This is a genomic window from Streptomyces subrutilus (assembly GCF_001746425.1).
Taxonomy (GTDB): Bacteria; Actinomycetota; Actinomycetes; order Streptomycetales; family Streptomycetaceae; genus Streptomyces; species Streptomyces subrutilus_A.
In genome coordinates this window covers 3,086,013-3,110,134 of record NZ_MEHK01000001.1, presented here as the reverse complement: position 1 = coordinate 3,110,134, position 24,122 = coordinate 3,086,013, and the positions used below count along the sequence as shown (strand labels likewise).

The following is a 24,122-nucleotide window of genomic DNA, read 5'->3' as shown; positions in this document are numbered from 1 at the left end:
CTCCGCTACTCCGTCTTGATGGCGGTGAGCATGTTCAGCCGGGCGGCGCTGCGGGCCGGCCACATGGCGGCCAGGACGCCGACCACGGCGGCCAGCAGGAGGAAGACGCCGATCCGGTCGTACGGCAGGACCAGCTCGTAGTCCGGCATGGCGTTCGCCAGCGTGCTGCCCACGGCCCAGGCGAGGAAGACGCCGATCGCGACACCGAGGACCGCGCCGAAGAGCGAGATCACCACGGCCTCCAGGCGGATCATGTTCTTGACCCGGCCGCGGTCGAGGCCGATCGCCCGCAGCATGCCGATCTCCTGGGTCCGCTCGAAGACGGACATCGCCAGGGTGTTGACCACGCCGAGCACCGAGATGATCAGTGCCATGCCCAGCAGGCCGTACATGACGTTCAGCATCGTGTTGATCATGCCGCCCATCTCGTTGCGCATGTCCTGCTGGGTGGCGACGGTGATGGCCGGGTTCTTGCCCAGGGCGTCGACCACCTTCTGCTGGCCGGCCGCGGAGGCCCCGCCCTCGACGTTGACGTACACCTCGCGGACGTACTGCTCCTCGCTGTGCTCGCCGAGGATCTTGTTGTCGAGGACGTACGGGGAGAGCAGGCCGTCCATGTCCTTGTAGAGGGCGCCGACCTTCAGGCCGGCCTGCTGCCCGTCGTCGTACCGGACCTGGAGGGTGGAGCCGACGGTCAGGTTCTGCTTCTGCGCGGTCTTCTCGGCGACCGCGAGCTCGCCCTTGCCGAGGCTGTCCAGCGAACCGCTCGTGACCTCGATGTTCAGCATCTGGCCGATGGTGGCGGGGGTGACGCCGGAGACCGACCGGAAGTCCTCGCCGACCATGAAGTAGCCCGCGGCCTGCGGGGAGACCGCCTTGATCCCGGGCGCCCCGGCCAGGGTCTCGGCGACCGACTTGTCCAGGCCGCCGATGTCGCCCGCCATGGAGACCCGGTAGTCGGCCTTCAGCTTCTCGGTGCTCATGCGGTCGACGACCTGGCCCACGGTGATGCCGAGCACCGACAGGGTGGTGACCAGGGTCAGGCCGATCGCCAGGGAGGCGGCGGTGACGGCGGTGCGGCGGGGGTTGCGCACGGCGTTCTGGGCGGCCAGCTTGCCGGGGACCCCGAACACCCTCTGCAGCAGCGGGCGGACGGCCGCGATGACCGGCCGGGAGAGCAGCGGCAGCAGCACGATCATGCCGATCAGCATGAAGAACGCGCCGGCGCCGATGACCATGCGGCCGTCGTCCTTGCCCATGGACACGCCGAGCAGGACCAGGCCGACGGAGAGGACGCCGATGACGGAGCCGATCACGTTGCGCAGCAGCAGGGACTTGGCGCCGGCCGGGAGGTGGGCGCTGCCCATGGCGGCGACCGGGGCGATCCGGCCGGTGCGCCAGGCGGGCAGGACCGCGGCGACCATGGTGACCAGGACGCCGATGACCAGGGCCGCGATCACGGTGGCCGGCGCGATCACGAGGCCGCCGCCGGGGAGCTTGGCGCCGAAGGAGCCGATCAGGGAGCGGATGCCGACGGCCAGGCCGATGCCGCTGACCAGGCCGATGGCGGCGGACACGATGCCCACGACCAGGGCCTCGGCGAGGACCGAGCGCATGACCTGGCCGCGGTTGGCGCCGACGGCGCGGAGCAGGGCCAGCTCCTTGGTGCGCTGGGTGACCAGCATGGTGAAGGTGTTGTAGATGAGGAAGACGCCGACGAAGAGCGCGATGCCGGCGAAGACGAGCAGCATGGTGCCCATCTGGCCCAGGCCCTTCTCGATCTCCTTGGCCTGTTCCTTGGCGAGGGCCGCGCCGGTCTGCGCCTTGGTGTTCTCGCCGTCGAGCAGCGGCTTGATCTCGGCGAGCAGCTGGTCGGCGGAGGCGCCGCCCTTGGCGCCGACCGACAGCTCCTGGTAGTAGCCGGGCTTGAGGTAGAGCTCCTGGGCGACCTCGGTGTCGAAGAGCACCAGGCTGCCGCCGGCCTGGACGGCGCCGTCCTCCGTGGTGAAGACGCCGGCCAGGGAGTACTCCTTGACCGGGCCGTTCGTGGCCACGCGAACCTTGTCGCCGACCTTGTAGCCGCCCGCCCCGGCGGTGGCCCTGTCGAGCGCGACCTCGTCGGCCTTGGCCGGGCCGGCGCCCTGGACGAAGGAGTAGCGCGGGTCCTTGCCGTCCTTGACGGGCGTGTAGTTGGCGCCCTTGTTGGACCAGCCGGAGCCGATCAGCTTGCCGTCCTCGTCGCCCACGCCGGCGAAGCCGGAGACGCGGCCGGAGACGGACTCGACGCCCCCGAGGGCCTTGACCTTCTCCAGGGTGGCCTGGCTGATGCCCGGCTCGCCTTGCTTCTGGCCGTTTTCGTCGCGGCTCTGGCCATAGGAGGTGACCGAGACGGCCACGCCCTCGTAGCTCTTGGCGGACTGGCCGGAGAGGGACTTCTCGAGGGTGTCGGTGAAGACGAGGGTGCCGGAGACGAAGGCGACGCCGAGGGTGACGGCGAGCACCGTCATCAGCAGCCTGGCCTTGTGCGCGAGCACGTTGCGCAGGGCGGTACGGAACATGGGGGTCTCAGTCCTGGGGCTGGAAGTCTGGTGGAGGGCTGCGGGGAGACCCCGGGTCAGCTGGTGCGGCCCTTGGCGTCGAAGGCCTTCATGCGGTCCAGCACGCCGTCCGCGGTGGGGCTGATCATCTCGTCGACGATCCGGCCGTCGGCGAGGAAGATGACGCGGTCCGCGTAGGAGGCGGCGACCGGGTCGTGGGTGACCATCACGACGGTCTGGCCGAGCTCGCGGACGGAGTTGCGCAGGAAGCCCAGGACCTCGGCGCCGGAGCGGGAGTCGAGGTTGCCGGTGGGCTCGTCGCCGAAGATGATCTCGGGGCGCGAGGCCAGGGCGCGGGCGACGGCCACGCGCTGCTGCTGGCCGCCGGAGAGCTGGGTGGGGCGGTGGGACAGGCGCTCGGAGAGGCCGACCATGCTGATCACCGCGTCCAGCCACTGCTTGTCGGGCTTGCGGCCGGCGATGTCCATGGGGAGCGTGATGTTCTCCAGGGCCGTCAGGGTCGGCAGCAGGTTGAAGGCCTGGAAAATGAAGCCGATCTTGTCCCGGCGCAGCTGGGTGAGCTGCTTGTCCTTGAGGGAGCCCAGCTCGGTCTCGCCGATGCGCACGGAGCCGGCGGAGAAGGTGTCCAGGCCGGCGACGCAGTGCATCAGCGTGGACTTGCCGGAGCCCGAGGGGCCCATGATCGCGGTGAACCGGCCCTGCGCGAAGTCGACGGAGACGTTGTCGAGGGCGACCACCTGGGTCTCGCCCTGGCCGTACACCTTGGAGAGGCCCGTGGCGCGGGCGGCCACGGCCTGGGTGGTGTGCGGGGCGTAGTGCGTGGTGGTCACGGAAGCGACTCCTGTCGGGGCGGGGGCTGCGGACCGGCTGCGGTCCGCACATCTGCGGGACGCTCCCATCGTCGCCGTGCCCACCCCCGCTCGGGATCAGCCGAGGTGCCCGTTCCCTGGGCCCCTGGAGTCTGACCGGGGGGCCTTCCGTCTCCTCCTCTGGTATGACAGGGCCCTGACGACCGGGCGGCGGCGCGGGGTGGCGCGGCGGGTGGCGCGCGGGGTGGCGCGGGCCCTCGCAGGGCCGTCGAAATCACGTCATTCCCAGCTCGGGGATGATCCTCACCCAGAAGGGGCCGACCGCGTGTTCTCGGGTCTGACGACCCCTCAAGCGCCAATAAAATCAGACAACATCGGATAGACGCCCCGTTGGCGACGAGAGCGTTCCGGATAGGCTCGGCGCAGCGTTGAAGGCTTTTTCCACGGGGGCCGCCACGCCCTGCCCGGATGGTGGAATGCAGACACGGCGAGCTTAAACCTCGCTGGCCTTCGGGCCGTGCCGGTTCAAGTCCGGCTCCGGGCACTCCGTAGGTCGCGAGGGCCGCCCCCTTTATCCCCTGCGCTTCGCCGTGCCTTCTCCTAAGATCCTCCTCCAGCAGTAGGGTGCTTTCTTTGCGAGCGCATTACTCTTGATGCAAGGCCGCGCTCGGTGGCCACGGAGGAGTGAGATGAGGAGCAGTAACCCGGTCTTCTCGCGACGGGGGTTCAGCCGCGACAACGGTGGCTACGCGGGGTTTGACGCGCAGCACCAGCAGGCCGGGACCGCGACCAACCCGTATGCGACGAACCCGTATGCGACCGACCCGGCCACGGGCATGCCGCAGGCACCGGTGCGCGCCAATGCGATGACCATGGACGACGTCGTGAGCCGCACGGGCATGACGCTCGGTGTGCTCATCCTGACGGCGGCCCTGTCCTGGATCCTGCTGCCGGTCGACCCGGCCAACCTGGGCAAGTCGTACGCCATCGGCATCGGCGCGGCCCTCGTCGCGTTCGTCCTGGCCATGGTCCAGTCCTTCAAGCGCAAGCCCGTCCCGGCCCTGATCCTGGGCTACGCGGCGCTCGAGGGTGTCTTCCTCGGCGTCATCAGCGCGGCCACCAGCACCTACCTGAGCCCGGGTGTCGTCATCCAGGCCGTGATGGGCACGATGTGCGTCTTCGCCGCCGTGCTCCTCGCCTACAAGATGGGCTGGATCCGGGTCAACCGGCGCTTCACCGGCTTCGTGATGGCCGCCGCCATGGGCTTCATCCTGCTCATGGTCGCGAACTCGCTGTTCGCCATCTTCGGCGGCGGTGACGGCCTCGGCTTCCGCAGCGGCGGCCTCGGCCTGCTGTTCGGCGCCATCGGCGTCATCCTCGGCGCGTGCTTCCTCGCCCTCGACTTCAAGCAGGTCGAGGACGGACTGGCGTACGGCGCCCCGCGCGAGGAGGCCTGGCTGGCAGCCTTCGGTCTGACGCTGACCCTGGTGTGGATCTACCTCGAGATGCTCCGCATCTTCCAGATCCTCTCGGGCGACGACTAGCAGGACCGGCAGCCGCCCCGTGCTGCCGTCCACAGCAGGGGGAAGGCCCCGCGAGCAGCTGCTCGCGGGGCCTTCCCGCGTTCGGGGGGGCAGGGATCGTGGGGGCTCAGCCGAAGCGGCGTGCGGCTCTGCGCAGGTCGTACTCGTGGATGATCGCCTTGGCTTGGCCGTAGGACAGCTCGTGCGCGCCGCGCAGCCAGCTGACCTTCTCCTCGAACCGGACGAGGGAGGGGCCTTCGTCGACGGTGCGGAGCCAGTCGGAGAGCTCACGACCGGTGGCCTGGGGGATTCTGTCGATCATGTTGCGGTGCGTCTGCTCGGAGAACTCTACGGACATGGGCGCCTCCGGAAGGTTTGCCGTGCTGTTCTCTTCACGCCACCGTGCCGGAGAGTTCGCCCGTTGGCAATGGTGCCGGGACGGCGCGTAAGGTCGGCCGGGTGCTTGATACTTCGCCCCTGACCGCCGTCGTGGAACGTTTCGCCGACCGGCTGCGGGCCGCCCCGCAGAGCCGCCTCCAGCAGGGAGCCGCGGCCGCGGCGCTGGACCTGGCCCGGGAGCTCGCCGCGCGGGCGCGGGACCTGGAGGGCCTCCCGCCGCGTGAGATGCCGGACGCGGGGATCTTCGTCGTCGGGGACCAGGTGGCGGTGGCCGGGCGGGACCTCGCCGAGGCGCTGGGCTCCGTACGGGAGCCGGACGGCGCGAAGGCCCCGTCCGAGGTGCTGGACGAGGCCGTGCGGCTGGTGGAGCGGGCGGAAGTCAGAGCGATGCGATGACGCGGTCCGCGAGGATGTAGACGTTGCTGTCCGGGTCCTCGGCGTCACCGCAGGAGAAGGTGAGCGCGTAGGCGCCGGAGATGCCCGAGCCGCCCAGCAGGACCGGCGCGGTGCCCGAACGCAGGGCCTCGGCGAGCCGCTCCGCGGTCTCCCGGTGCCCCGGGGTCATGCAGAGCGTGGTGCCGTCCGTGAAGACGTACACGTCCAGCGTGCCCAGCGGGCCGGGGCGGACGTCCGCGAGGGCCGTACGGGCCTCCGCGAGCTCCTCGAGGCGGCTGACGGTGCGCTCGTGGTCCGCGCCGTGGTGCGCCTGGACCGGTACGAAGTCGGGGTGCGAGGGGTGGCGCCGGCGGGCTGCGGCCAGCTCGGCCGAATCCTCCGGGTAGTCCTCGGCCAGGTCCTCGCCCAGCACCGGCTCCAGACCCACCAGGTCGGCCTGCCGGGGCAGGAAGACCGGGCTGTCCTCGCCCAGGCCGGGCAGGCCGCCCAGCAGGGCGCCGGGGGCCTCCCCGGCGAGGCGCGGCGAGGCGTCGGCGGCGTCACGGGCCTCCTGGGCGGCCCAGAAGGCACGCGCCTCGGCCAGCTCGCGCTCGCGCTCCTCGGCGAGGGCCTCGGCCACGGCGGCTCGTATCTCGGCGGCGGGGGACTGCACGGCGCTGCGGGCGTGCGGCACGGTCGCACCGCGCGGGTGGACCGGCACGGCCAGCTCGCTGCGCAGGGCCGTGACCTGCTTACGCAGACCGTGGACGGCGTGCAGCGCAGCAGCGCCCACGGCCGTGGCAGCGGCCGTGGTCAGCAGCAGGGCAAGAGACATGGCGCTCACTGACTAACTCCTGGTTGATTCGATCCCCCGACTTCCTACATCAGCTTGACCTGGCCTGGGAATGGCATGCAGTGCATTACGTCATGAATTGGACAGGGCTTTCGTCCCTAAGCCCTCGTCCGCATATGGTCTGACCTGCACAAATGCCGATCCCCCAGGAGATAGGTCACATCCTGGGGGAGATTCGGTCACAGCTCGGCCGCGACGGGGTTGGATCCGGCGCCGGTGCGCCGCAAGGGATCAAGAAGGATCCCTTGCGGCGCCTGGAGGGCCGCCTAGCTCAGGCGCTCGATGACCATGGCCATGCCCTGGCCGCCGCCCACGCACATCGTCTCGAGGCCGAACTGCTTGTCGTGGAACTGCAGGCTGTTGATCAGGGTGCCGGTGATGCGGGCACCGGTCATCCCGAACGGGTGACCGACGGCGATGGCCCCGCCGTTGACGTTCAGCTTGTCCAGGGGGATCTCCAGGTCCCGGTAGGACGGGATGACCTGCGCCGCGAAGGCCTCGTTGATCTCGAACAGGTCGATGTCGCCGACCGTCAGGCCGGCCCGCTTCAGGGCCTGCTTCGACGCCTCGACCGGGCCCAGGCCCATGATCTCGGGGGAGAGGCCGGTGACGCCGGTGGAGACGATCCGGGCCAGCGGGGTCAGGCCCAGCTCGCGCGCCTTGGTGTCGCTCATGATGACCAGCGCCGCGGCGCCGTCGTTGAGCGGGCAGCAGTTGCCGGCGGTGATCAGGCCGTCGGGGCGGAAGACGGGCTTGAGGCCCGAGACGCCCTCCAGGGACACGCCGGCGCGCGGGCCGTCGTCGGTGGCGACGACCGTGCCGTCCGGGGTGGTGACCGGGGTGATCTCCCGCTCCCAGAAGCCGTTCTTGATGGCGGCCTCGGCCAGGTTCTGCGAGCGGACGCCGAACTCGTCCATGTCCTGGCGGGTCACGCCCTTCAGGCGGGCCAGGTTCTCGGCGGTCTGCCCCATCGCGATGTACGCGTCGGGGATCAGGCCGTCCTCGCGCGGGTCGTGCCAGGACGCGCCCTCGCTCTGCGCCACGGCGGCCGTGCGGGCCTCCGCGTCAGCGAAGAGCGGGTTGTGGGTGTCCGGCAGGCCGTCGGAGGAGCCCTTCACGGACCGGGAGACCATCTCGACGCCCGCGGAGATGAAGACGTCGCCCTCGCCCGCCTTGATGGCGTGCAGGGCCATCCGCGAGGTCTGCAGCGAGGAGGAGCAGTAGCGGGTGATCGTGCAGCCCGGCAGGTGGTCCATGCCCATCTGCACGGCCACGATGCGGCCCAGGTTGTGGCCCTGCTCCCCGCCGGGGAGGCCGCAGCCGAGCATCAGGTCGTCGATGTCGCGCGGGTCCAGCTCGGGGACCTTGGCGAGCGCGGCCTGGATGATCGTCGCGGTCAGGTCGTCCGGGCGGATGTCCTTGAGGGACCCCTTGAAGGCGCGCCCGATGGGAGAGCGGGCGGTGGAAACGATGACGGCTTCGGGCATCGGGGCTCCAAGGGGGTGCGTCGTTGCGGGACCGGATGCGAAGTTACCGCCCCGTACGGTCGAATTCACCGGGCGGGGCGTGTGATACCGGTCGCTCCCGCGGGCCCGGCGCCTCTGTGCCCACCGGGGCGACGGCCGCGGCCCCGCTGCCCTGGCCCTGCCCGGCGGCCCGCCCACCGAAACCCGGGCTCCCCGCCGCGTCCCGTCCGGCCCCGATACGCCCACCCCGCCCCGCCCGCCCCGCCGGCCCCGCCCGGCCGCGCAGCCCTTGGGCCGCTCCCGGCCTCCACGGGGGGCCTGCGGCTCGCGCGGGGCTCGGAGCGGGCCGGGCGGCCCGCGTCGGCCCCGGCCCTCCCAGCCCCGCATTTCCCGGCCGGAGGCGCCCGGCGCTCAGGACGGGCCCGAGACGCCCGTGGGGGAGGCCGCGGCCGACTCCGAGAGGTCCTCGCCGGGGAGCCGCCGCCGGCGCCGGTGCTTGAGCAGGGCCCAGGGACCGCGGGCCGGGGTGACCTCCGTGCCCGCCTGGCCGGCCGCGGCCGAGGCCGCCTTGGCCACCGGCAGCATGTCCTCGTCCCGGGACACGTCCAGCCGGTCGGACTCCGGCCACACCCCGAGCGCCGCGCACAGCGTCGGCAGCACGGCCATGGCGGCGGTCGCGTACCCCTCCGCCGAGGGGTGGTAGGAGTCCGGGCCGAACATCTCGCGGGGGTTCGCGGCGAACTCGGGGCCCAGTAGATCTCCCATCGAGACCGTACGGGCGCCCAGCGCGACCACTCCTATGGTCTGGGCGGCGGCCAGCTGGCGCGAGACCCGCCGGGCCACCCAGCGCAGCGGCTGGTACACCGGCTCGATCGTGCCCAGGTCCGGGCAGGTGCCCACGACGACCTCGGCCCCCGCGAGCCGCAGCCGGCGCACGGCAGCGGTCAGGCAGCGCACCGACTGGGTCGGCGGCATCCGCCGCGTCACGTCGTTCGCGCCGATCATGATCACGCACACGTCCGGGGCCGGGGCGCCCTCGCCGGCGGGCCCGTCGAGCAGCAGGCCCACCTGCCGTTCCAGGTCGTCGGACATGGCCCCCGAGAGGGCCACGTTGCGCAGCTCGACGGGCCGCTCCGCCACCGCCGCCAGGCCCGAGGCCAGCAGGGCCGCCGGGGTCTGCCGGGCCCGCCGTACGCCGAGCCCCGCGGCCGTGGAGTCGCCCAGCATGCCCAGGCGCAGCGGTCCCGGCCTCTGCTCCGAACCGCCGAACTCGCTCCCGTACAGCCCGTCCGCGCGCGGCGGATCCGGCAGGCCGGTCCCGACCGTCCGCTTGGCGAACTGCATCTCCGCCAGCACCAGCCCCACCGCGGCGACCCCCACCAGCCCGAGGCCGCCCCCGCCGTACGCTGCCCCCGCCGCGATCCGGCGGGCCGTTCTCGCCCTGGACACCCTTCAGGCCACCTCGCTTCCCTGCCTGCTTCTGATGACCTTCCTGCCCCGTACGGACGGTCGGCCAATCCCTTTCCGCATACTCTGGCCATGCCTCCCGGAGAACCCGTGGAGTCCCCTCCTTGGAGAACATGGTGCAATTCCACGACTCGATGATCAGCCTCGTCGGCAACACCCCGCTGGTGAAGCTCAACCGTGTGACCGAAGGCCTCCAGGCCACCGTCCTTGCGAAGGTCGAGTACTTCAATCCGGGCGGCTCGGTGAAGGACCGGATCGCCGTACGGATGATCGAGGCCGCCGAGCAGAGCGGAGCGCTCAAGCCCGGTGGCACCATCGTTGAGCCGACCAGCGGCAACACAGGTGTAGGACTCGCCATCGTGGCCCAGCAAAAGGGCTACAAGTGCATCTTCGTCTGCCCTGACAAGGTCTCCCTGGACAAGATCAACGTCCTGCGCGCGTACGGAGCCGAGGTCGTGGTCTGCCCGACCGCCGTCGACCCCGAGCACCCGGACTCGTACTACAACGTGTCCGACCGGCTCGTGCGCGAGACCCCGGGGGCCTGGAAGCCCGACCAGTACAGCAACCCGAACAACCCCCGTTCGCACTACGAGACCACCGGTCCCGAGCTGTGGGAGCAGACGGACGGGAAGATCACCCACTTCGTCGCGGGCGTCGGCACGGGCGGCACGATCTCCGGTACGGGCAACTACCTGAAGGAGGTCAGCGGCGGGAAGGTCAAGGTCATCGGCGCCGACCCCGAGGGCTCGGTCTACTCCGGCGGCTCCGGCCGCCCGTACCTGGTCGAGGGCGTCGGCGAGGACTTCTGGCCGACCGCCTACGACCCGAACGTGACCGACGAGATCATCGCGGTGTCCGACAAGGACTCCTTCCAGATGACCCGCCGCCTCGCCAAGGAGGAGGGCCTGCTGGTCGGCGGCTCCTGCGGCATGGCGGTCGTGGCCGCCCTGCGCGCGGCCGAGGGCCTCGGGCCGGACGACGTGGTCGTCGTCCTGCTGCCGGACAGCGGCCGCGGCTACATGAGCAAGATCTTCAGCGACGAGTGGATGGCGGGCCACGGCTTCCTGGAGGAGGCCGGACCGGCCGCCCGCATCGGCGACGTGCTCAGCGACAAGGAGGGCGGCATCCCCTCCCTCGTCCACATGCACCCCGAGGAGACGGTCGGCGAGGCCATCGAGGTGCTGCGCGAGTACGGCGTCTCGCAGATGCCGATCGTCAAGCCGGGCGCGGGCCACCCGGACGTGATGGCCGCCGAGGTCATCGGCTCCGTGGTCGAGAAGGAGCTGCTCGCGGCGCTGTTCGCGCAGCGGGCCTCGCTGAACGACCCGCTGGAGAAGCACATGAGCGCCCCGCTGCCGCAGGTGGGCTCCGGCGAGCCGGTGTCCGAGCTGATGGCGGTGCTCGGCGAGGCGGACGCGGCGATCGTGCTGGTCGAGGGCAAGCCGACCGGTGTCGTCAGCCGCCAGGACCTGCTGGCGTTCCTGGCCAAGACCGCGAAGTAGCCCGCGGCTCGCTCGGCCGGGGGGTGCGGGGCCCGGCGCCCCGCCCCCCCTGGACAGCCGCAGGTCGCACGAACGGTACGGGCCCGACACGTAGCGGCAGCACCGGCTTAACACGGCTCCGGCACAGTGGTGGTCGTCGGCAGGAGCGGGAACGCTCCGGCCGCACCACCGAACGGCGTTGCGCACCTCCGGAGCGGCTCCCGGACCGCGTGGACGCCTTGGACGCGGACGGCCCTGACCCGGCCCGTGTCCGTCGCGGGGACCGCCGTCGTCCCGCCCCCGGCAACCCGGGGTGCGGCGGTCCCCGCGCCAATCCTTCCCGGCCCGCCGGGGGCGACTCCGGCCCCGCCGGCGTACGGGGCGCGGGGCAGCGCCCCGTAGCGGTGCCGCGGGGCTCCTACTCCGGCCGGCCGCGCCGGAGGCGTTTCGCGGCGTGGATGAAGTTCACGCCGAGGATGCCGCCCCAGGCGACCAGCAGGCCCGACAGGTGCGCCTGCGCGGCGGCGATCGCCGACAGCGGGATCGCCAGCACCAGCGTGATGATGGCGAAGCCGAAGCGTTCGCCGAAGTTCCCCTCCGCCGGATCCGGGCGGGGGACCCCGCCGCCCCCGCGGGCCGCGGACAGGCGTTCCTCGGCCAGCCGGCGCCGCACCTGCGTGTCGACCTTCTCGACGAACGAGTCCACCAGTGCGGCCTCGTACTCCGGACCCAGCTCCCGCCGGGCGTCCAGCGTGGCGTCGAGTTCCTTCTTCAGCTCTCGGGCGTGGGCGTCCATGCGCCCACCGTAGGAAGCGCCGCGGGCCCCCGCACTGGGGTTAGCCCCCGTATCCGCATCGCGGGCGCGGCTTGCCCAGCTGCATAACCACATGCAGAGTGCTCGGTGACTGAATAACTCACCGGGACGGAGGGGACGGGCATGAGCGACAGCCCGGCCGCGCGGCTGCAGAAGCTGTTCGAGGGGCACCGGCTGACGCCGACCCAGCGGCGTATCGCGCACTGCATGGTGCGCGGGGCCGCGGAGGTGCCCTTCCTGTCGAGCGTGGAACTCGCCGAGCTGGCCGGGGTGAGCCAGCCCTCGGTGACCCGCTTCGCGGTGGCGCTGGGCTTCGACGGCTATCCCGCCCTGCGCCGCCACCTGCGCGAGGTGGCCCCCGCCGAGCGGCGGCCGGAGGCCACGCAGGAGGACGCGTACAACGAGTACCAGCAGGCGGTGCAGGGCGAGATCGAGAACCTGCGGCAGCTCGCGGCGATGCTCGCCGACCCCTCGCCGGTCCAGGAGGCGGGACGGCTGCTGGCCGCCTCCACCCCGCTCCCGGTGCTCGGGCTGCGGGCGGCGTCCTCGCAGGCCCGCGGGTTCGCGTACTTCGCGGCCAAGGTGCACCCGGACGTACGGCTGCTCGACGAGGGCGGCTCGATGCTGGACGACCGGATCGACGCGGCCGTTTCCGCGGGCGCCTCGGCGCTGCTCTGCTTCGCGCTGCCCCGGCATCCCCGGGAGGTCGTGGACGTGCTGGAGCGCTCCCGGCGGGCGGGGCTGACCGTGGTGACGGTCGCCGACTCGGCGTTCGCCCCCGTGGCCCGGCACTCGGACCTGCTGATCCCGGCGCCGGTCGGGACCGGGCTGGCCTTCGACACGGCGTGCGCGCCGATGCTGCTGGGGCGGGTGCTGCTGGAGGCCATGGCGGACGCCCTGCCGGACGCCCAGGCCCGGCTGGAGGCCTTCGACGCGCGAGCGGCGGCCCGCGGCCTGTTCGTGGAGTAGCCGCTGCGGGGGCGCTGCCCCGGGAAACGGGGAAAGGGCGGGGCGGGGAGCGGCCCGCGCGGCGGCGGGCCAGGCCCTAGAGCAGGGCGTCCCGGAAGCCGCCGCCCGCCTCGGCGACGATCGCCGACAGGTCCTGCGCCGGCCGGGCCAAGGCGAAGCGCACCCCGCCCCCTGGAGCCACGGCGAAGCCGTGCACCGCCGGGCGCGGCAGGCTGTTGTAGCCGTAGTGGGCGGTGAAGAAGTAGGCCCCCGTGTCCGGTACGCCGATCAGGTCACCCGGCGCCAGCAGCGGCAGCTCCCGGGCCGTGGCGAGCAGGTCCCCCGCGAAGCAGGCCGGGCCCGCGATGTCCTGGGCCACCGGCTCGCCGCCCTTCGGGGCCCCCTTCGCGTCGTACGGCAGGATCCGCAGCGGCCACGCCGCCGGGGCGTACACCGTGCGGGTCGCCACCTGGACCCCCGCGTGGGTGAGGGCGATCGGCCGGGACCCGGTGGTCTTGGTGTACTCGACGCGGGCCACGACCAGCCCGTGCTTGGCCAGCAGCGACCGGCCGAACTCGGTGACCAGGCCGTACGAGCCGTCGAAGAGGGCGGGCACCGCCTCGCGCAGGGCGCGGACGTGGTCCGCGTACGACGGGGTGTGCTCGTCCGAGGCGAAGTTCACCGGCAGGCCGCCGCCGATGTCGAGGGTGTCGACCTGGCGGCGCCCGGCCGCGGCGTTGATCTCCTCGGCCAGCGCGTGCAGTTCCCGAACCCCTTCGGCGATCAGCGCCAGCGGGACGCCCTGCGAGCCCGAGTGGATGTGCAGCCGGGTCAGCCACGGCCGGTCCAGGTAGGCCCGTACCAGCCACGCCCGGGCACCCGCGTCGCGCAGCGCGATCCCGAACTTCGAGGTCGTGGTGGCCGTGGACAGCGCGTCGATGGTGCCCGCCCCGGTCTGCGGATTGATCCGTACGCCGATCGGGGACGCGGTGGGCCCCGCGGAGACGAGCGCGTCGAGCCGCTCCAGCTCCTGCCGGTTGTCGGCGTTGACGGCGATGCCGAGGGCCAGGGCCTCGCGCAGTTCGGCCGGCGTCTTGGCGGGGGAGTCCAGGACGGTCCGGTCCGCGCCCACCCCGGCCGCCCTGGCCAGCGCCAGCTCGCCGGGGCCGGCCACCTCGCAGCCGAGCCCGGCACCGGCCAGCAGCCGCAGCACCGGGACGAGCGGGGCGGCCTTGACCGCGAAGGCGTGCAGGACGGGGGTGCCGGAGGGCAGCTCAGCCGCGAAGGCGGCGGTCAGGGCCGCGGCGGAGGCCCTGATCCCGGCCGTGTCCAACAGGCAGACCAGCGGTTCCGCATCCAGCAGCCCCTGCTCGACGGCGGCGCGTACGGCCAGCTCGCGGCGCGCGGCGGCGCCTTCCGTGTCCATGTCGGCAGCCATGTCCGCCATCCCATCACCGGAAGGAGCGATCCGCAGCTGTTGACTGAATCTATTCAGAAGGCCAGGATGTGAATGATCGACCAACATCGGAGGAGGCACCGCCATGTCAGGACCCCGCCCCGTACGTGCCGCGCGAGGCACCGAGCTCAGCACCCTGGGATGGCAGCAGGAGGCCGCGCTGCGGATGCTCCAGAACAACCTCGACCCCGAGGTCGCCGAGCACCCCGACAAGCTGGTCGTCTACGGCGGCACCGGCAAGGCCGCCCGCGACTGGCGCTCGTACGACGCGATGGTCCGCACCCTCCGGACCCTCAAGCAGGACGAGACGATGCTCGTCCAGTCCGGTCGCCCGGTCGGCGTGATGCAGACCCACGAGTGGGCGCCGCGCGTGCTGCTCGCCAACTCCAACCTGGTCGGCGACTGGGCCAACTGGGAGGAGTTCCGGCGCCTGGAGCAGCTCGGCCTGACCATGTACGGGCAGATGACCGCCGGTTCGTGGATCTACATCGGCACGCAGGGCATCCTCCAGGGCACCTACGAGACCTTCGCGGCCGTCGCGGCGAAGAAGTTCGACGGGACCCTCGCCGGCACCATCACCCTCACCGCCGGCCTCGGCGGCATGGGCGGCGCCCAGCCGCTCGCCGTGACGATGAACGACGGCGTCGCGATCTGCGTCGATGTGGACCCGCGGGCGATCGAGCGCCGCATCGAGCACCGCTACCTGGACGTGAAGGCCGACAGCCTCGCCCACGCCCTCCAGCTGGCCGTGGAGGCGCGCGACGCCCGCAGGCCGCTGTCGATCGGCCTGCTCGGCAACGCCGCCGAGGTGCTCCCGCAGATGCTGGCCGAGGGCGCGCCGATCGACATCGTCACCGACCAGACGAGCGCGCACGACCCGCTCGCCTACCTCCCCGTGGGCGTCGACTTCGAGGACATGGCATCCGCCGCGGCCAAGGACCCGGCCGGCTTCACCACCCGGGCCCGCGAGTCGATGGCCCGCCACGTCGAGGCCATGGTCGGCTTCATGGACGCCGGCGCCGAGGTCTTCGACTACGGCAACTCCATCCGCGGCGAGGCCCAGCTGGCCGGCTACGACCGCGCCTTCGCCTTCCCCGGCTTCGTCCCCGCCTACATCCGCCCGCTGTTCTGCGAGGGCAAGGGCCCCTTCCGCTGGGCGGCGCTGTCCGGCGAGGCCTCGGACATCCACAAGACCGACAAGGCGATGCTGGAGCTCTTCCCGGAGAACGAGTCCCTGCACCGCTGGATCAAGATGGCCGGCGAGCGCGTCCACTTCCAGGGCCTGCCCGCGCGCATCTGCTGGCTGGGCTACGGCGAGCGCGACAAGGCCGGCGAGCGCTTCAACGACATGGTCGCGAGCGGCGAGCTGGCCGCCCCGCTGGTCATCGGCCGTGACCACCTGGACTGCGGCTCGGTGGCCTCCCCGTACCGCGAGACCGAGGCCATGCTCGACGGCTCCGACGCCATCGCCGACTGGCCGCTGCTCAACGCCATGGTCAACGTGGCCTCCGGCGCCTCCTGGGTCTCCCTGCACCACGGCGGCGGCGTCGGCATGGGCCGCTCCATCCACGCGGGCCAGGTCACCGTCGCCGACGGCACCCCGCTCGCGGGCGAGAAGATCCGCCGCGTGCTCACCAACGACCCGGGCATGGGCGTCATCCGGCACGTCGACGCCGGCTACGACATCGCCGAGTCGGTGGCCGACGAGCGCGGCGTGCGCGTCCCCATGCGCGAGGGTGACACCGCGTGAGCGAGGCCCCCTCGTTCCACGCCATGTGGGCCGAACTCGCGCCCATCGGCCGGAACGCCGACACCGGCGGCTACCGCCGCCACGCCTGGACCGGCGCCGACGCCGACTGCCGGACCTGGTTCCAGGAGCAGGCCGAGGCGCGCGGGCTGGCGTACGAGACCGACCGCAACGGCAACCAGTGGGCCTGGCTCGGCGACCCCCTCGCGGGCGACGCCGTGGTCACCGGCTCGCACCTGGACTCCGTCCCCGACGGCGGGGCCTTCGACGGCCCCCTCGGGGTGGTGTCCTCCTTCGCGGCCCTGGACGAACTCCGCAGGAGGGGCGCGGAGTTCGCCAGGCCACTTGCCATCACCAACTTCGGCGACGAGGAAGGGGCCCGCTTCGGCCTCGCCTGCGTCGGCTCCCGGCTCGCCGCCGGGCAGCTGACCAAGGAGAAGGCGTACGAGCTCAGGGACGCCGAGGGGATCTCCCTCCCGCAGGCCATGGAGGCCGCCGGGTACGACCCGGAGGGCATCGGCGCCGACCCCGGACGGCTCGCCCGCGTCGGCGCGTTCGTCGAACTGCACGTGGAGCAGGGCCGGGCCCTGGACCTGTCCGGGGACCGCGTCGGGATCGCCTCGGCGATCTGGCCGCACGGCCGCTGGCGGTTCGACTTCCGCGGCGAGGCCAACCACGCGGGCACCACCCGCCTGGTGGACCGCCGCGACCCGATGCTCACGTACGCGGCGACCGTGCTGGCCGCCCGTACGGAGGCGGCCCTGGCCGGGGCCGTCGCCACCTTCGGGAAGATCGCCGTCGAGCCCAACGGGGTCAACGCGATCCCCTCCCTCGTGCGCGGCTGGCTCGACTCGCGCGCCGCCGACCAGGCCACCCTCGACACGGTCGTCACCGCCATCGAGAAGGCCGCCCGGGAGCGCGCCGACCAGGACGGCGTCGACCTCGGCATCGTCCGGGAGTCCTTCACCCCGGTCGTCGAGTTCGAGCACGCCCTGCGCGACGAGATGAACCGGATCCTGGGCGGGGCGGTCCCCGTCCTCGGCACCGGGGCGGGACACGACGCCGGAATCCTCTCCGCGGCCGTCCCGACCGCGATGCTGTTCGTACGGAACCCGACCGGCGTCTCCCACTCCCCGAAGGAGTTCGCCGCCGAGGACGACTGCGTGGCCGGGGTGCTCGCGCTCGCCGACGTACTGGAAGGTCTCGCATGCAGGTGAAGGGGCACGGGGTGACCGCGGACAAGACGTACTGGCTGGAACACGCCTGGCTCGGCACCCACGTCGAGCCGGGCGTGGCCCTGGACGTGTCGGCCGACGGCCGCATCGCGGGCCTGCGCACCGGCGCGGACGCCCCGCCGCCCGGCGCGGAGATCCTGCGCGGCCTGACCCTCCCGGGCCTGGCCAACGCGCACTCCCACGCCTTCCACCGGGCCCTGCGCGGCACGGTCCAGGTGGGCTCCGGCACCTTCTGGACCTGGCGCGACGTCATGTACAAGGTCGCGCAGAACCTCACCCCCGACAGCTACTTCGCGCTCGCCCGGGCCGTGTACGCGGAGATGGCGCTGGCGGGCATCACGAACGTCGGCGAGTTCCACTACGTCCACCACGCCCCGGGCGGCGCCCCCTACGCCGACCCGAACGCGATGGGCGAGGCCCTGATCGAGGCCGCCGCCGCGGCCGGCATCCGGATCACCCTCCTCGACACCGCCTACCTCTCGGCCGGCTTCGGCGAGGCCCCCAGCCCGCACCAGCTGCGCTTCTCCGACGGCACCGCCGACGCCTGGGCGGAGCGCGTGAGCGCGCTGAAGCCCCGCGGCCACGCCCTGATCGGCGCGGCGATCCACTCGGTGCGTGCCGTCCCGGCCGCGCAGCTGGCGGGCGTCGCCGCCTGGGCGCAGGAGCGGCGGGCCCCCCTGCACGTCCACCTCTCGGAGCAGACCGCCGAGAACGACGCCTGCCGGGCCGCGTACGGCCGGACCCCGACACAGCTCCTCGCCGACCACGGCGTGCTCGGCCCGCGCACCACCGGCGTCCACAACACGCACCTGACCGACGCGGACATCGCCCTCCTCGGCGGGACCACCACCGGCACCTGCATGTGCCCCACCACGGAGCGGGACCTGGCCGACGGCATCGGCCCGGCCACCCGCCTCCAGCAGGCGGGCAGCCCGCTGTCCCTCGGCAGCGACAGCCACGCGGTCATCGACCTGCTGGAGGAGGCGCGGGCGATGGAGCTGAACGAGCGCCTGCGCAGCCGTACCCGGGGGCACTGGACCGCGAACGCGCTGCTCACCGCCGCGACCGCCGACGGGCACGCCGCGCTCGGCCGGGCCGACGCGGGACGTCTGGAGGCGGGCGCGCTGGCGGACTTCACCACCGTCGCGCTGGACTCGGTCCGCACGGCCGGACCCTTGCCGCGCCTCGGGGCCGAGACGGCCGTCTTCGCGGCCTCGGCCGCGGACGTCCGGCACACCGTGGTGGGCGGCCGCCACGTGGTCCGCGACGGCGCCCACACCCTCGTCCCGGACGTCCCGTCCGCCCTGTCCGAGTCCATCGCCGCCCTCCGCACCTGAGGGACGCCTGCGGCGGGCTTCCCCCACCCCGCCCCTTCCCGAAACCGGGCTCTGCCCGGACCGGGTCCTCAAACGCCGGACGGGCTGAAAGATTCAGCCTCGCCGGCGTTCGAGGCGCGGGGTCCGGGCGGAGCCCCGGCTTCGGGAAGGGGCGGGGTGGGGGACAAGCAAGCCCTGAGAGGAACCCATGACCACCACCGCCATCACGCACATCGGCAGCCTCGTCACCAACGACCCCGCCCTCGGCGAAGGCCCCCTCGGCCTCCTCCAGGACGCGGCCGTCGTCATCGAGGACGACAAGATCGCCTGGGTCGGCCCCGCGGCCAAGGCCCCGGCGGCGGACGAGGCGTACGACGCCGCCGGCCGCGCCGTCATCCCCGGCTTCGTCGACTCCCACTCCCACCTCGTCTTCGCCGGCGACCGCACGGCCGAGTTCAACGCCCGGATGTCCGGCCGCGCCTACTCCGCCGGAGGCATCCGCACCACCGTCGCCGCCACCCGCGCCGCCTCCGACGCGGAGCTGGAGGCGAACCTGGTGCGCCACCTCGACGAGGCCCGCCGCCAGGGCACCACCACCTTCGAGACCAAGTCGGGCTACGGACTCACCACCATCGACGAGGCCCGCGCGCTGCGCATCGCCGCCGCGCACACCGAGGAGGTCACCTACCTCGGGGCGCACATCGTGTCCCCCGACTACGCCGAGGACCCGGCCGGCTACGTCGAGCTCGTCACCGGCGAGATGCTGGCCGCCTGCGCCCCGTACGCCCGCTGGGTGGACGTCTTCTGCGAGAAGGGCGCCTTCGACGGGGACCAGGCCCGTGCGATCCTCACCGCCGGCGCGGCCGCCGGGCTGATCCCGCGGGTCCACGCCAACCAGCTCTCGTACGGGCCCGGTGTGCGGCTCGCCGTCGAGCTGGAGGCCGCCTCCGCCGACCACTGCACGCACCTGACCGACGCCGACGTCGACGCCCTCGCGCAGGCCGCCGGCACCACGGTCGCCACCCTGCTGCCCGGCGCCGAGTTCTCCACCCGCGCCCAGTGGCCCGACGCGCGCCGCCTGATCGACGCCGGCGCCACCGTCGCCCTGTCCACGGACTGCAACCCCGGCTCCTCCTACACCAGTTCCATGCCGTTCTGCATCGCGCTCGCCGTCCGCGACATGCGGATGACCCCCGACGAGGCGCTCTGGGCGGCCACGGCCGGCGGCGCCCGCGCGCTGCGCCGCACCGACATCGGCGCCGTCACTCCCGGCGCGCGCGCCGACCTGGCGCTGCTCGACGCGCCCAGCCACGTCCACCTCGCCTACCGCCCGGGTGTCCCGCTCGTTTCCGGCGTGTGGCAGCGGGGTGCCCGGGTGCGCTGACCAACGGTCGATTCCGGCCTGCCCTTTGTCTTCCCTCCGCAAGGCCCCGGGCGTACCTTGAGCCACCAATCTGATGTGTCGTCAGTAACTTGTGGTCCCGAGGTCCGAGGGGAAGACGAAGGTGTCCGACCGGAAACGCTCCACCGCGCTCGCGCTGGCCTCCGCGCTGGCCGGATCGGCGGTCCTGCTGGCCGCCCCCGCGGCCCAGGCCGCGGTCGTCGACGTGGCCTACGACTGCAAGACCCCGATCGGCGACAAGTCGGCGGTGTCGCCCATCGACATCAAGGCCGTCAAGGAGGGCGACGGCTACAAGCTGACGATGTCCTTCCAGAAGGGCGTCTCGTCCAGCCCGATCGAGCTGGGCAAGGGCGCGATGAACCCCAGCGCGGTCATCGTGGTCGGCGGCGCGGAGAAGGCGTCCGTCCCGGTCTCCGGCCCGCCCAACCCCGAGGCCGCGCCCGCCAACACCCCCATCAAGATCACCGACCTCTCGGGCACCTACACCCCCAAGGCGAGCGGCAAGGTCACCTTCACCGCAGGCGTCCTCACCATCAAGGCCATGGGCACCACGACCACCTGCACCCCCGGCAACGGCCCGGGCCCGTCCCTGGAACTGGACGTCACGGCCGCCGGCGGCCCAGCCCCCGCCGGGGACGAGGACGGGGACGGCACCCTCCCGCAGACCGGCCCCACCGACTCCGCCCTCGCCCTCGGCACCCTCGGCGGCACCGTGCTGCTCTCCGGCGCGGTCGGCGTGCTCTGGCTGACCCGGCGCGGCCGACGGGCCCGGTCCTGAACGGAGCACCCCCGCCCATGCCCGTGCTCCCCACGCTCCGCCGGCTCGGGGTGCCGCTCCTCGCGGCCGCCGCGCTGTACGCGGCCGCCGCGACGCCCGCGGCGGCCGAAGAGCCCGGCTGGACCGCCGAGCCCCTCGCCGGACCGGCCGCCGCCGCCCGGCCCGGGGGCGACCGCCCCTTCTTCTACCTCTCCGGGATCCCCGGCAACGTCCTCGAGGACCGCCTGGCCCTGGCCAACACCACCGACCGGGAGCGCACCATCACCCTGCGCGGGGCCGACGCCTACAACACCGCCGACGGCGCCTTCGCGGTCCGTCCGGCCGAGCCCGCGGCCGGAGGCCGCTCGCAGGGCGGCGGGACCGGCGCCGGGTCCTGGATCAGCTTCGGGGCCGGCGCCACCGTGAAGATCCCGCCCCGCACCCGCGCGGTCGTCCCCTTCACGCTCACCGTGCCGCCCGCCTCCCCGCCCGGCGACCACCCCGCCGCCGTCGTCGCCGCCGAGGGCGGCCACGAGGTCGGCGTACGCATCCACCTGCGGGTCAGCGGCCCCACCCTGGCCGCGCTCACGGTCGAGGACGTCGCCGTACGGGGCAGGGGTTCGGCCGCCGTCGTCTCCTACACCCTGGTCAACCGCGGCAACGTGGCCCTCGCGCCCGAACTGGACCTCGCGGGCGAGGGCCTCTTCGGCGAGGTGCCCGGCCGCACCGGCCGCGCGCTGCCCGTGGAGCTGCTCCCCGGCCAGCGGGTGGAGCTGACCGAACCGTGGCCCGGAGCCCCGCTCCTGGACCGGGTGGACGTCACCCTCACCGTCACCGCGCCCGGCGGCGCCCGCGCGGCGGCCTCCGGATCGCGCTGGCTCGTGCCGTGGAACCTGGTCGGCTGGACGGGGGCCGGCCTGCTCGCCCTCGGCGGGGCCGCCGCGGCCGCGCTGTACCTCGTACGCGCCCGCCGGCCCCGCCCGGACCCGGCGCACGACGCGCCGCCCGCGGCCGGACCTGTCCCCGCACCGGACCACGAACTGACGGGAGCTTCCCGGTGAGAAGACTCGGAGCGCTGCTCGCCGCCGGCCTGGCCGTGTGCGCGCTGGCCCTGTTCCCGGCGCCCCCGGCCGCGGCCGACGAGGGCAAGGCGGCCGTGGCGCTCTCCCTCCAGGAGGCCGCCAAGGGCACCGAGCTCACCGTCACCGGCACCGGCTGGCGGGCCAAGACCCTGGTGATGCTGCTGGTCTGCGGGCAGAACATGATCGGCGGCACCAACAGCTGCGCCAACGCCGACGGCGTGGCCGTGTCCGTCGGCGAGGACGGGCGCTTCGCCGCGCAGCTGCCGGTGGTGGCACCGCCCAAGCCCTGCCCCTGCGTGGTCAATGTGGCCTCCGTCAACGGGGACCAGTCCACCGTCGCCGCCGCGCTGAAGATCAGCGACCATCCGGTGGCCGAACTGCCCGCCGCGTCCGGCACGGCCCGCCTCGCGATGCTCACCGGGGTCCGCCTGGAGGGCGACGACGGGGTGCTGACCTGGTTCGGCGCCCCGCCCAGCCGCAGGTTCAAGGTCACCGTCGGCAACCTCGGCTCCGCGCCCGTCAAGGACCCCGTCTTCCAGCTCGGCACCGCCCACGGGGTGTTCGCGCCGCTGTGGGAGGAGGTCCGCTGGAAGGGCACGATCGCACCCGGCGGCAAGGCGGAGATCGCCCTGGACGTGGCCCTGACCGCGGGCGCCCACGGCGACTACACGGTCTCCCTCAAGTACGGCGAGACCGTCCTGGCCACCCAGCCCTGGGGCGTGGACCGGCCGTACGGGGTCCCGCTGTTCTGGGGCCTGCTCCTGCTGGTCGTCCCCGCCGCCGTGTTCCGCCTGGGCATGGCCGTCGTCGACCGGGTCCGGCCGCGCGCCGCGCCCGCCGGCCGCCACCGCGGCGCCCGCGTCCCGGAGGCGGCGGCCGCCGTGACGGCCCGCCTGCCGAGGATCCCCGCCGTACGGGGATCCGCGCGCGCGGCAGCCGAACCGCCGGCGGGACCCCCCGAGACCACCACGGCGGTCCTGCCGTGGTTCACCCCGGACAGCGCGCCGGAGACAGCACCGCAGACGTCCGCACCGTCTGAGAACCGTTCGACGACGAAGGGACATTCGTGAAGACCCAACGGAGGGTGAGCGCGGCCGTGGTCGCGCTGCTGCTCGGCGGCGCGGGTATCGCCATATCGGCTTCTCCCGCGGTGGCCGCCGAGGCCACGTTCAAGGTCAAGTGCGTTCCGCCGGCCGGCGGAGGCGACCCGGTGGAGGGCGAGACCACCGCCAAGATCACGGCCCCCGCCACGGCCAAGGTCGGTGACGAGGTCGAGGTGGTCTGGGAGACCGTCAAGCCCGCATCGAACAACACCGACCTGATGGACATCCCGCAGGACTCCGTACAGCCCACCGGCTGGATCGCGGTGGGCGGCGGGACGGAGCTGAAGGTCGTCGGGGAGAAGAAGAACCCGCCGATCCCGAAGAAGGCCCCCATGGTCATGTCGCCCATGAAGGCCAAGCTGAAGCTGACCAAGGCCGGCAAGATCACCCTGACCCCCGGCAAGTACGAGGTCGCCGTCACGTTCTCCTTCGGCACCTTCGTCACCAAGTGCGCGCCGACCGGCGAGGTGAAGGGCGGGGCGACCATCGACGTGGCGGCCGGCTCCAGCGGCGGGACGACCAACGGAGGCACGACCAACGGCGGGACGACCAACGGAGGCACGACCAACGGCGGGACGACCAACGGAGGCACCACCAGCGGCGGGGGCGGCGGCCAGACCGACTTCCCGGGCAAGGCCGTCGAGGTCGCCTTCGACTGCGGCCCGGTCGTCCCCGGGGGCATCAAGACCCCGGTCACGATCAACGCGAAGAAGAACGGCGGCGGCTACGACCTGACCGTCAAGACGGCGAAGGGCGCGATGGCCGCGCCCATGGCCCTGCCCGCGGGGGCCCTCAAGCCCTCGATGAACGTCAAACTCGGCGGCGCGGACAGCGGAACGGTCAAGGTCGCCGGCCCGGCCAACGCGGAGCCGATCCCGGACAAGGCCCCGGTCAGCCTCAACGACATGACCGGCACCTACAAGCCGGGCAAGACCGGCAAGGTGACGCTGAGCCCGGACCAGCTGACCATCGACGTCACGATGGCCCCGGGCTCCACGCCGATCAACGTGCCCTGCAAGGCGACGAGCAGCGGCGTCTCGCTGGAGCTGGACACCACCGCCCAGGCGGGCGGCTCCGGCTCGCCCTCCACCACAGGCGCCACCAGCGGCGGGCCGGGCGGGCTCGCCGACACCGGCGCCGAGGACGAGGGCGGGATCAAGGCCCTGGCCCTGGTCGCCGGCACGGTCATCCTGCTCGGCGGCGCGGTGTTCACCCTCACCCCGTGGCGCCGCCTGCGCGGCACGCGGTAGGCCGGCTCTCCAGGCGCGCGCACCCGCCCGGGCGCACGCGAAAGCGGCCCGGCACACCTTCCGGTGTGCCGGGCCGCTCAC

General features: G+C 73.2%; 20 protein-coding genes and 1 tRNA gene. 13 read left to right on the top strand and 8 right to left on the bottom strand.

What is annotated here, in order from left to right:
- Positions 1-5: 5 nt before the first annotated feature.
- Both BGK67_RS14965 and BGK67_RS14960 read right to left on the bottom strand, forming a co-directional pair.
- Complete coding sequence (locus BGK67_RS14965; RefSeq protein WP_069920558.1) at positions 6-2,558, bottom strand: ABC transporter permease; 2,553 nt, start codon at positions 2,556-2,558, stop codon at positions 6-8.
- Between the two features lie 56 nt (positions 2,559-2,614).
- Positions 2,615-3,388, bottom strand: coding sequence for an ABC transporter ATP-binding protein (locus tag BGK67_RS14960; protein ID WP_069920557.1), 774 nt, complete (start codon positions 3,386-3,388; stop codon positions 2,615-2,617).
- Between the two features lie 441 nt (positions 3,389-3,829).
- On the opposite strand from BGK67_RS14960, the gene BGK67_RS14955 reads away from it, so the two are divergent.
- Together BGK67_RS14955 and BGK67_RS14950 are read left to right on the top strand one after the other, a co-directional pair.
- Positions 3,830-3,911 (top strand) — tRNA-Leu (locus BGK67_RS14955).
- A gap of 145 nt (positions 3,912-4,056) precedes the next feature.
- On the top strand, positions 4,057-4,911 hold the full coding sequence (locus tag BGK67_RS14950) for a Bax inhibitor-1/YccA family protein (RefSeq protein WP_069920556.1): 855 nt from the start codon (positions 4,057-4,059) through the stop codon (positions 4,909-4,911).
- A 106-nt stretch (positions 4,912-5,017) separates the two neighbouring features.
- Here the strand turns inward: BGK67_RS14950 and BGK67_RS14945 are convergent, their stop codons facing one another.
- On the bottom strand, positions 5,018-5,248 hold the full coding sequence (locus BGK67_RS14945; RefSeq protein WP_069920555.1) for a DUF4287 domain-containing protein: 231 nt from the start codon (positions 5,246-5,248) through the stop codon (positions 5,018-5,020).
- Between the two features lie 101 nt (positions 5,249-5,349).
- On the opposite strand from BGK67_RS14945, the gene BGK67_RS14940 reads away from it, so the two are divergent.
- Positions 5,350-5,685: a hypothetical protein gene (locus tag BGK67_RS14940; protein ID WP_069920554.1), complete on the top strand. Its 336-nt coding sequence runs from the start codon at positions 5,350-5,352 to the stop codon at positions 5,683-5,685.
- Here the strand turns inward: BGK67_RS14940 and BGK67_RS14935 are convergent.
- From BGK67_RS14935 to BGK67_RS14925, 3 genes are all read right to left on the bottom strand, one after another.
- Positions 5,669-6,499: a hypothetical protein gene (locus BGK67_RS14935; protein WP_208948804.1), complete on the bottom strand. Its 831-nt coding sequence runs from the start codon at positions 6,497-6,499 to the stop codon at positions 5,669-5,671. The two genes, BGK67_RS14940 and BGK67_RS14935, sit on opposite strands and share 17 nt — an antisense overlap.
- A 284-nt stretch (positions 6,500-6,783) precedes the next feature.
- Complete coding sequence (locus BGK67_RS14930; protein ID WP_069920552.1) at positions 6,784-8,004, bottom strand: acetyl-CoA C-acetyltransferase; 1,221 nt, start codon at positions 8,002-8,004, stop codon at positions 6,784-6,786.
- Between the two features lie 390 nt (positions 8,005-8,394).
- Positions 8,395-9,432 carry an SGNH/GDSL hydrolase family protein gene (locus tag BGK67_RS14925; protein WP_069920551.1) on the bottom strand — a complete coding sequence of 346 codons (1,038 nt, stop codon included), beginning with the start codon at positions 9,430-9,432 and terminating at the stop codon, positions 8,395-8,397.
- A 134-nt stretch (positions 9,433-9,566) separates the two neighbouring features.
- Here BGK67_RS14925 and BGK67_RS14920 point away from each other — a divergent pair, with 134 nt between their 5' ends.
- Positions 9,567-10,952, top strand: a complete 1,386-nt coding sequence (locus BGK67_RS14920) for a cystathionine beta-synthase (RefSeq protein WP_069923866.1) — start codon at positions 9,567-9,569, stop codon at positions 10,950-10,952.
- 397 nt (positions 10,953-11,349) lie between these two features.
- Here the strand turns inward: BGK67_RS14920 and BGK67_RS14915 are convergent, their stop codons facing one another.
- Complete coding sequence (locus tag BGK67_RS14915) at positions 11,350-11,727, bottom strand: hypothetical protein (protein WP_069920550.1); 378 nt, start codon at positions 11,725-11,727, stop codon at positions 11,350-11,352.
- A 141-nt stretch (positions 11,728-11,868) separates the two neighbouring features.
- Here BGK67_RS14915 and BGK67_RS14910 point away from each other — a divergent pair, with 141 nt between their 5' ends.
- Positions 11,869-12,714: a MurR/RpiR family transcriptional regulator gene (locus BGK67_RS14910; RefSeq protein WP_069920549.1), complete on the top strand. Its 846-nt coding sequence runs from the start codon at positions 11,869-11,871 to the stop codon at positions 12,712-12,714.
- Between the two features lie 76 nt (positions 12,715-12,790).
- Here BGK67_RS14910 and BGK67_RS14905 read toward each other — a convergent pair whose 3' ends face one another.
- Positions 12,791-14,131 carry a type III PLP-dependent enzyme domain-containing protein gene (locus BGK67_RS14905; RefSeq protein WP_069923865.1) on the bottom strand — a complete coding sequence of 447 codons (1,341 nt, stop codon included), beginning with the start codon at positions 14,129-14,131 and terminating at the stop codon, positions 12,791-12,793.
- Positions 14,132-14,234: 103 nt separating this feature from the next.
- On the opposite strand from BGK67_RS14905, the gene hutU reads away from it, so the two are divergent.
- The 8 genes from hutU (at position 14,235) to BGK67_RS14865 (ending at position 24,041) form a co-directional block, all read left to right on the top strand.
- Positions 14,235-15,899: a urocanate hydratase gene (hutU, locus tag BGK67_RS14900; RefSeq protein ID WP_069920548.1), complete on the top strand. Its 1,665-nt coding sequence runs from the start codon at positions 14,235-14,237 to the stop codon at positions 15,897-15,899.
- 23 nt (positions 15,900-15,922) lie between these two features.
- Positions 15,923-17,113, top strand: a complete 1,191-nt coding sequence (locus BGK67_RS14895; protein WP_069923864.1) for an allantoate amidohydrolase — start codon at positions 15,923-15,925, stop codon at positions 17,111-17,113.
- An 11-nt stretch (positions 17,114-17,124) separates the two neighbouring features.
- Positions 17,125-18,468: a formimidoylglutamate deiminase gene (locus BGK67_RS14890; RefSeq protein ID WP_244291211.1), complete on the top strand. Its 1,344-nt coding sequence runs from the start codon at positions 17,125-17,127 to the stop codon at positions 18,466-18,468.
- Positions 18,469-18,655: 187 nt separating this feature from the next.
- Positions 18,656-19,831 carry an imidazolonepropionase gene (gene hutI / locus BGK67_RS14885; protein WP_069920546.1) on the top strand — a complete coding sequence of 392 codons (1,176 nt, stop codon included), beginning with the start codon at positions 18,656-18,658 and terminating at the stop codon, positions 19,829-19,831.
- 121 nt (positions 19,832-19,952) lie between these two features.
- A complete protein-coding gene (locus BGK67_RS14880; RefSeq protein WP_069920545.1) occupies positions 19,953-20,627 on the top strand; it encodes an LPXTG cell wall anchor domain-containing protein in 675 nt (224 codons plus the stop codon).
- A 17-nt stretch (positions 20,628-20,644) separates the two neighbouring features.
- Positions 20,645-21,667, top strand: a complete 1,023-nt coding sequence (locus tag BGK67_RS14875) for a COG1470 family protein (protein ID WP_069920544.1) — start codon at positions 20,645-20,647, stop codon at positions 21,665-21,667.
- Positions 21,664-22,758 (top strand): hypothetical protein, encoded by a 1,095-nt coding sequence (locus BGK67_RS14870; protein WP_069920543.1) that lies wholly within the window; start codon positions 21,664-21,666, stop codon positions 22,756-22,758. Before BGK67_RS14875 ends, BGK67_RS14870 begins: the two co-directional genes overlap by 4 nt.
- Positions 22,755-24,041: a hypothetical protein gene (locus BGK67_RS14865; RefSeq protein ID WP_244291210.1), complete on the top strand. Its 1,287-nt coding sequence runs from the start codon at positions 22,755-22,757 to the stop codon at positions 24,039-24,041. The genes BGK67_RS14870 and BGK67_RS14865 overlap by 4 nt, the downstream gene beginning before the upstream one ends.
- Positions 24,042-24,122: the final 81 nt, after the last annotated feature.

Coding starts and splice junctions, on each gene's coding strand:
- BGK67_RS14965 (WP_069920558.1), bottom strand. CDS start 2,558: ATGTTCCGTACCGCCCTGCGCAACGTGCTCGCGCACAAGGCCAGGCTG.
- BGK67_RS14910 (WP_069920549.1), top strand. CDS start 11,869: ATGAGCGACAGCCCGGCCGCGCGGCTGCAGAAGCTGTTCGAGGGGCAC.
- BGK67_RS14895 (WP_069923864.1), top strand. CDS start 15,923: ATGTGGGCCGAACTCGCGCCCATCGGCCGGAACGCCGACACCGGCGGC.
- BGK67_RS14905 (WP_069923865.1), bottom strand. CDS start 14,131: ATGGCTGCCGACATGGACACGGAAGGCGCCGCCGCGCGCCGCGAGCTG.
- BGK67_RS14935 (WP_208948804.1), bottom strand. CDS start 6,499: ATGTCTCTTGCCCTGCTGCTGACCACGGCCGCTGCCACGGCCGTGGGC.
- BGK67_RS14950 (WP_069920556.1), top strand. CDS start 4,057: ATGAGGAGCAGTAACCCGGTCTTCTCGCGACGGGGGTTCAGCCGCGAC.
- hutI (WP_069920546.1), top strand. CDS start 18,656: ATGACCACCACCGCCATCACGCACATCGGCAGCCTCGTCACCAACGAC.
- hutU (WP_069920548.1), top strand. CDS start 14,235: ATGTCAGGACCCCGCCCCGTACGTGCCGCGCGAGGCACCGAGCTCAGC.
- BGK67_RS14875 (WP_069920544.1), top strand. CDS start 20,645: ATGCCCGTGCTCCCCACGCTCCGCCGGCTCGGGGTGCCGCTCCTCGCG.
- BGK67_RS14945 (WP_069920555.1), bottom strand. CDS start 5,248: ATGTCCGTAGAGTTCTCCGAGCAGACGCACCGCAACATGATCGACAGA.
- BGK67_RS14915 (WP_069920550.1), bottom strand. CDS start 11,727: ATGGACGCCCACGCCCGAGAGCTGAAGAAGGAACTCGACGCCACGCTG.
- BGK67_RS14930 (WP_069920552.1), bottom strand. CDS start 8,004: ATGCCCGAAGCCGTCATCGTTTCCACCGCCCGCTCTCCCATCGGGCGC.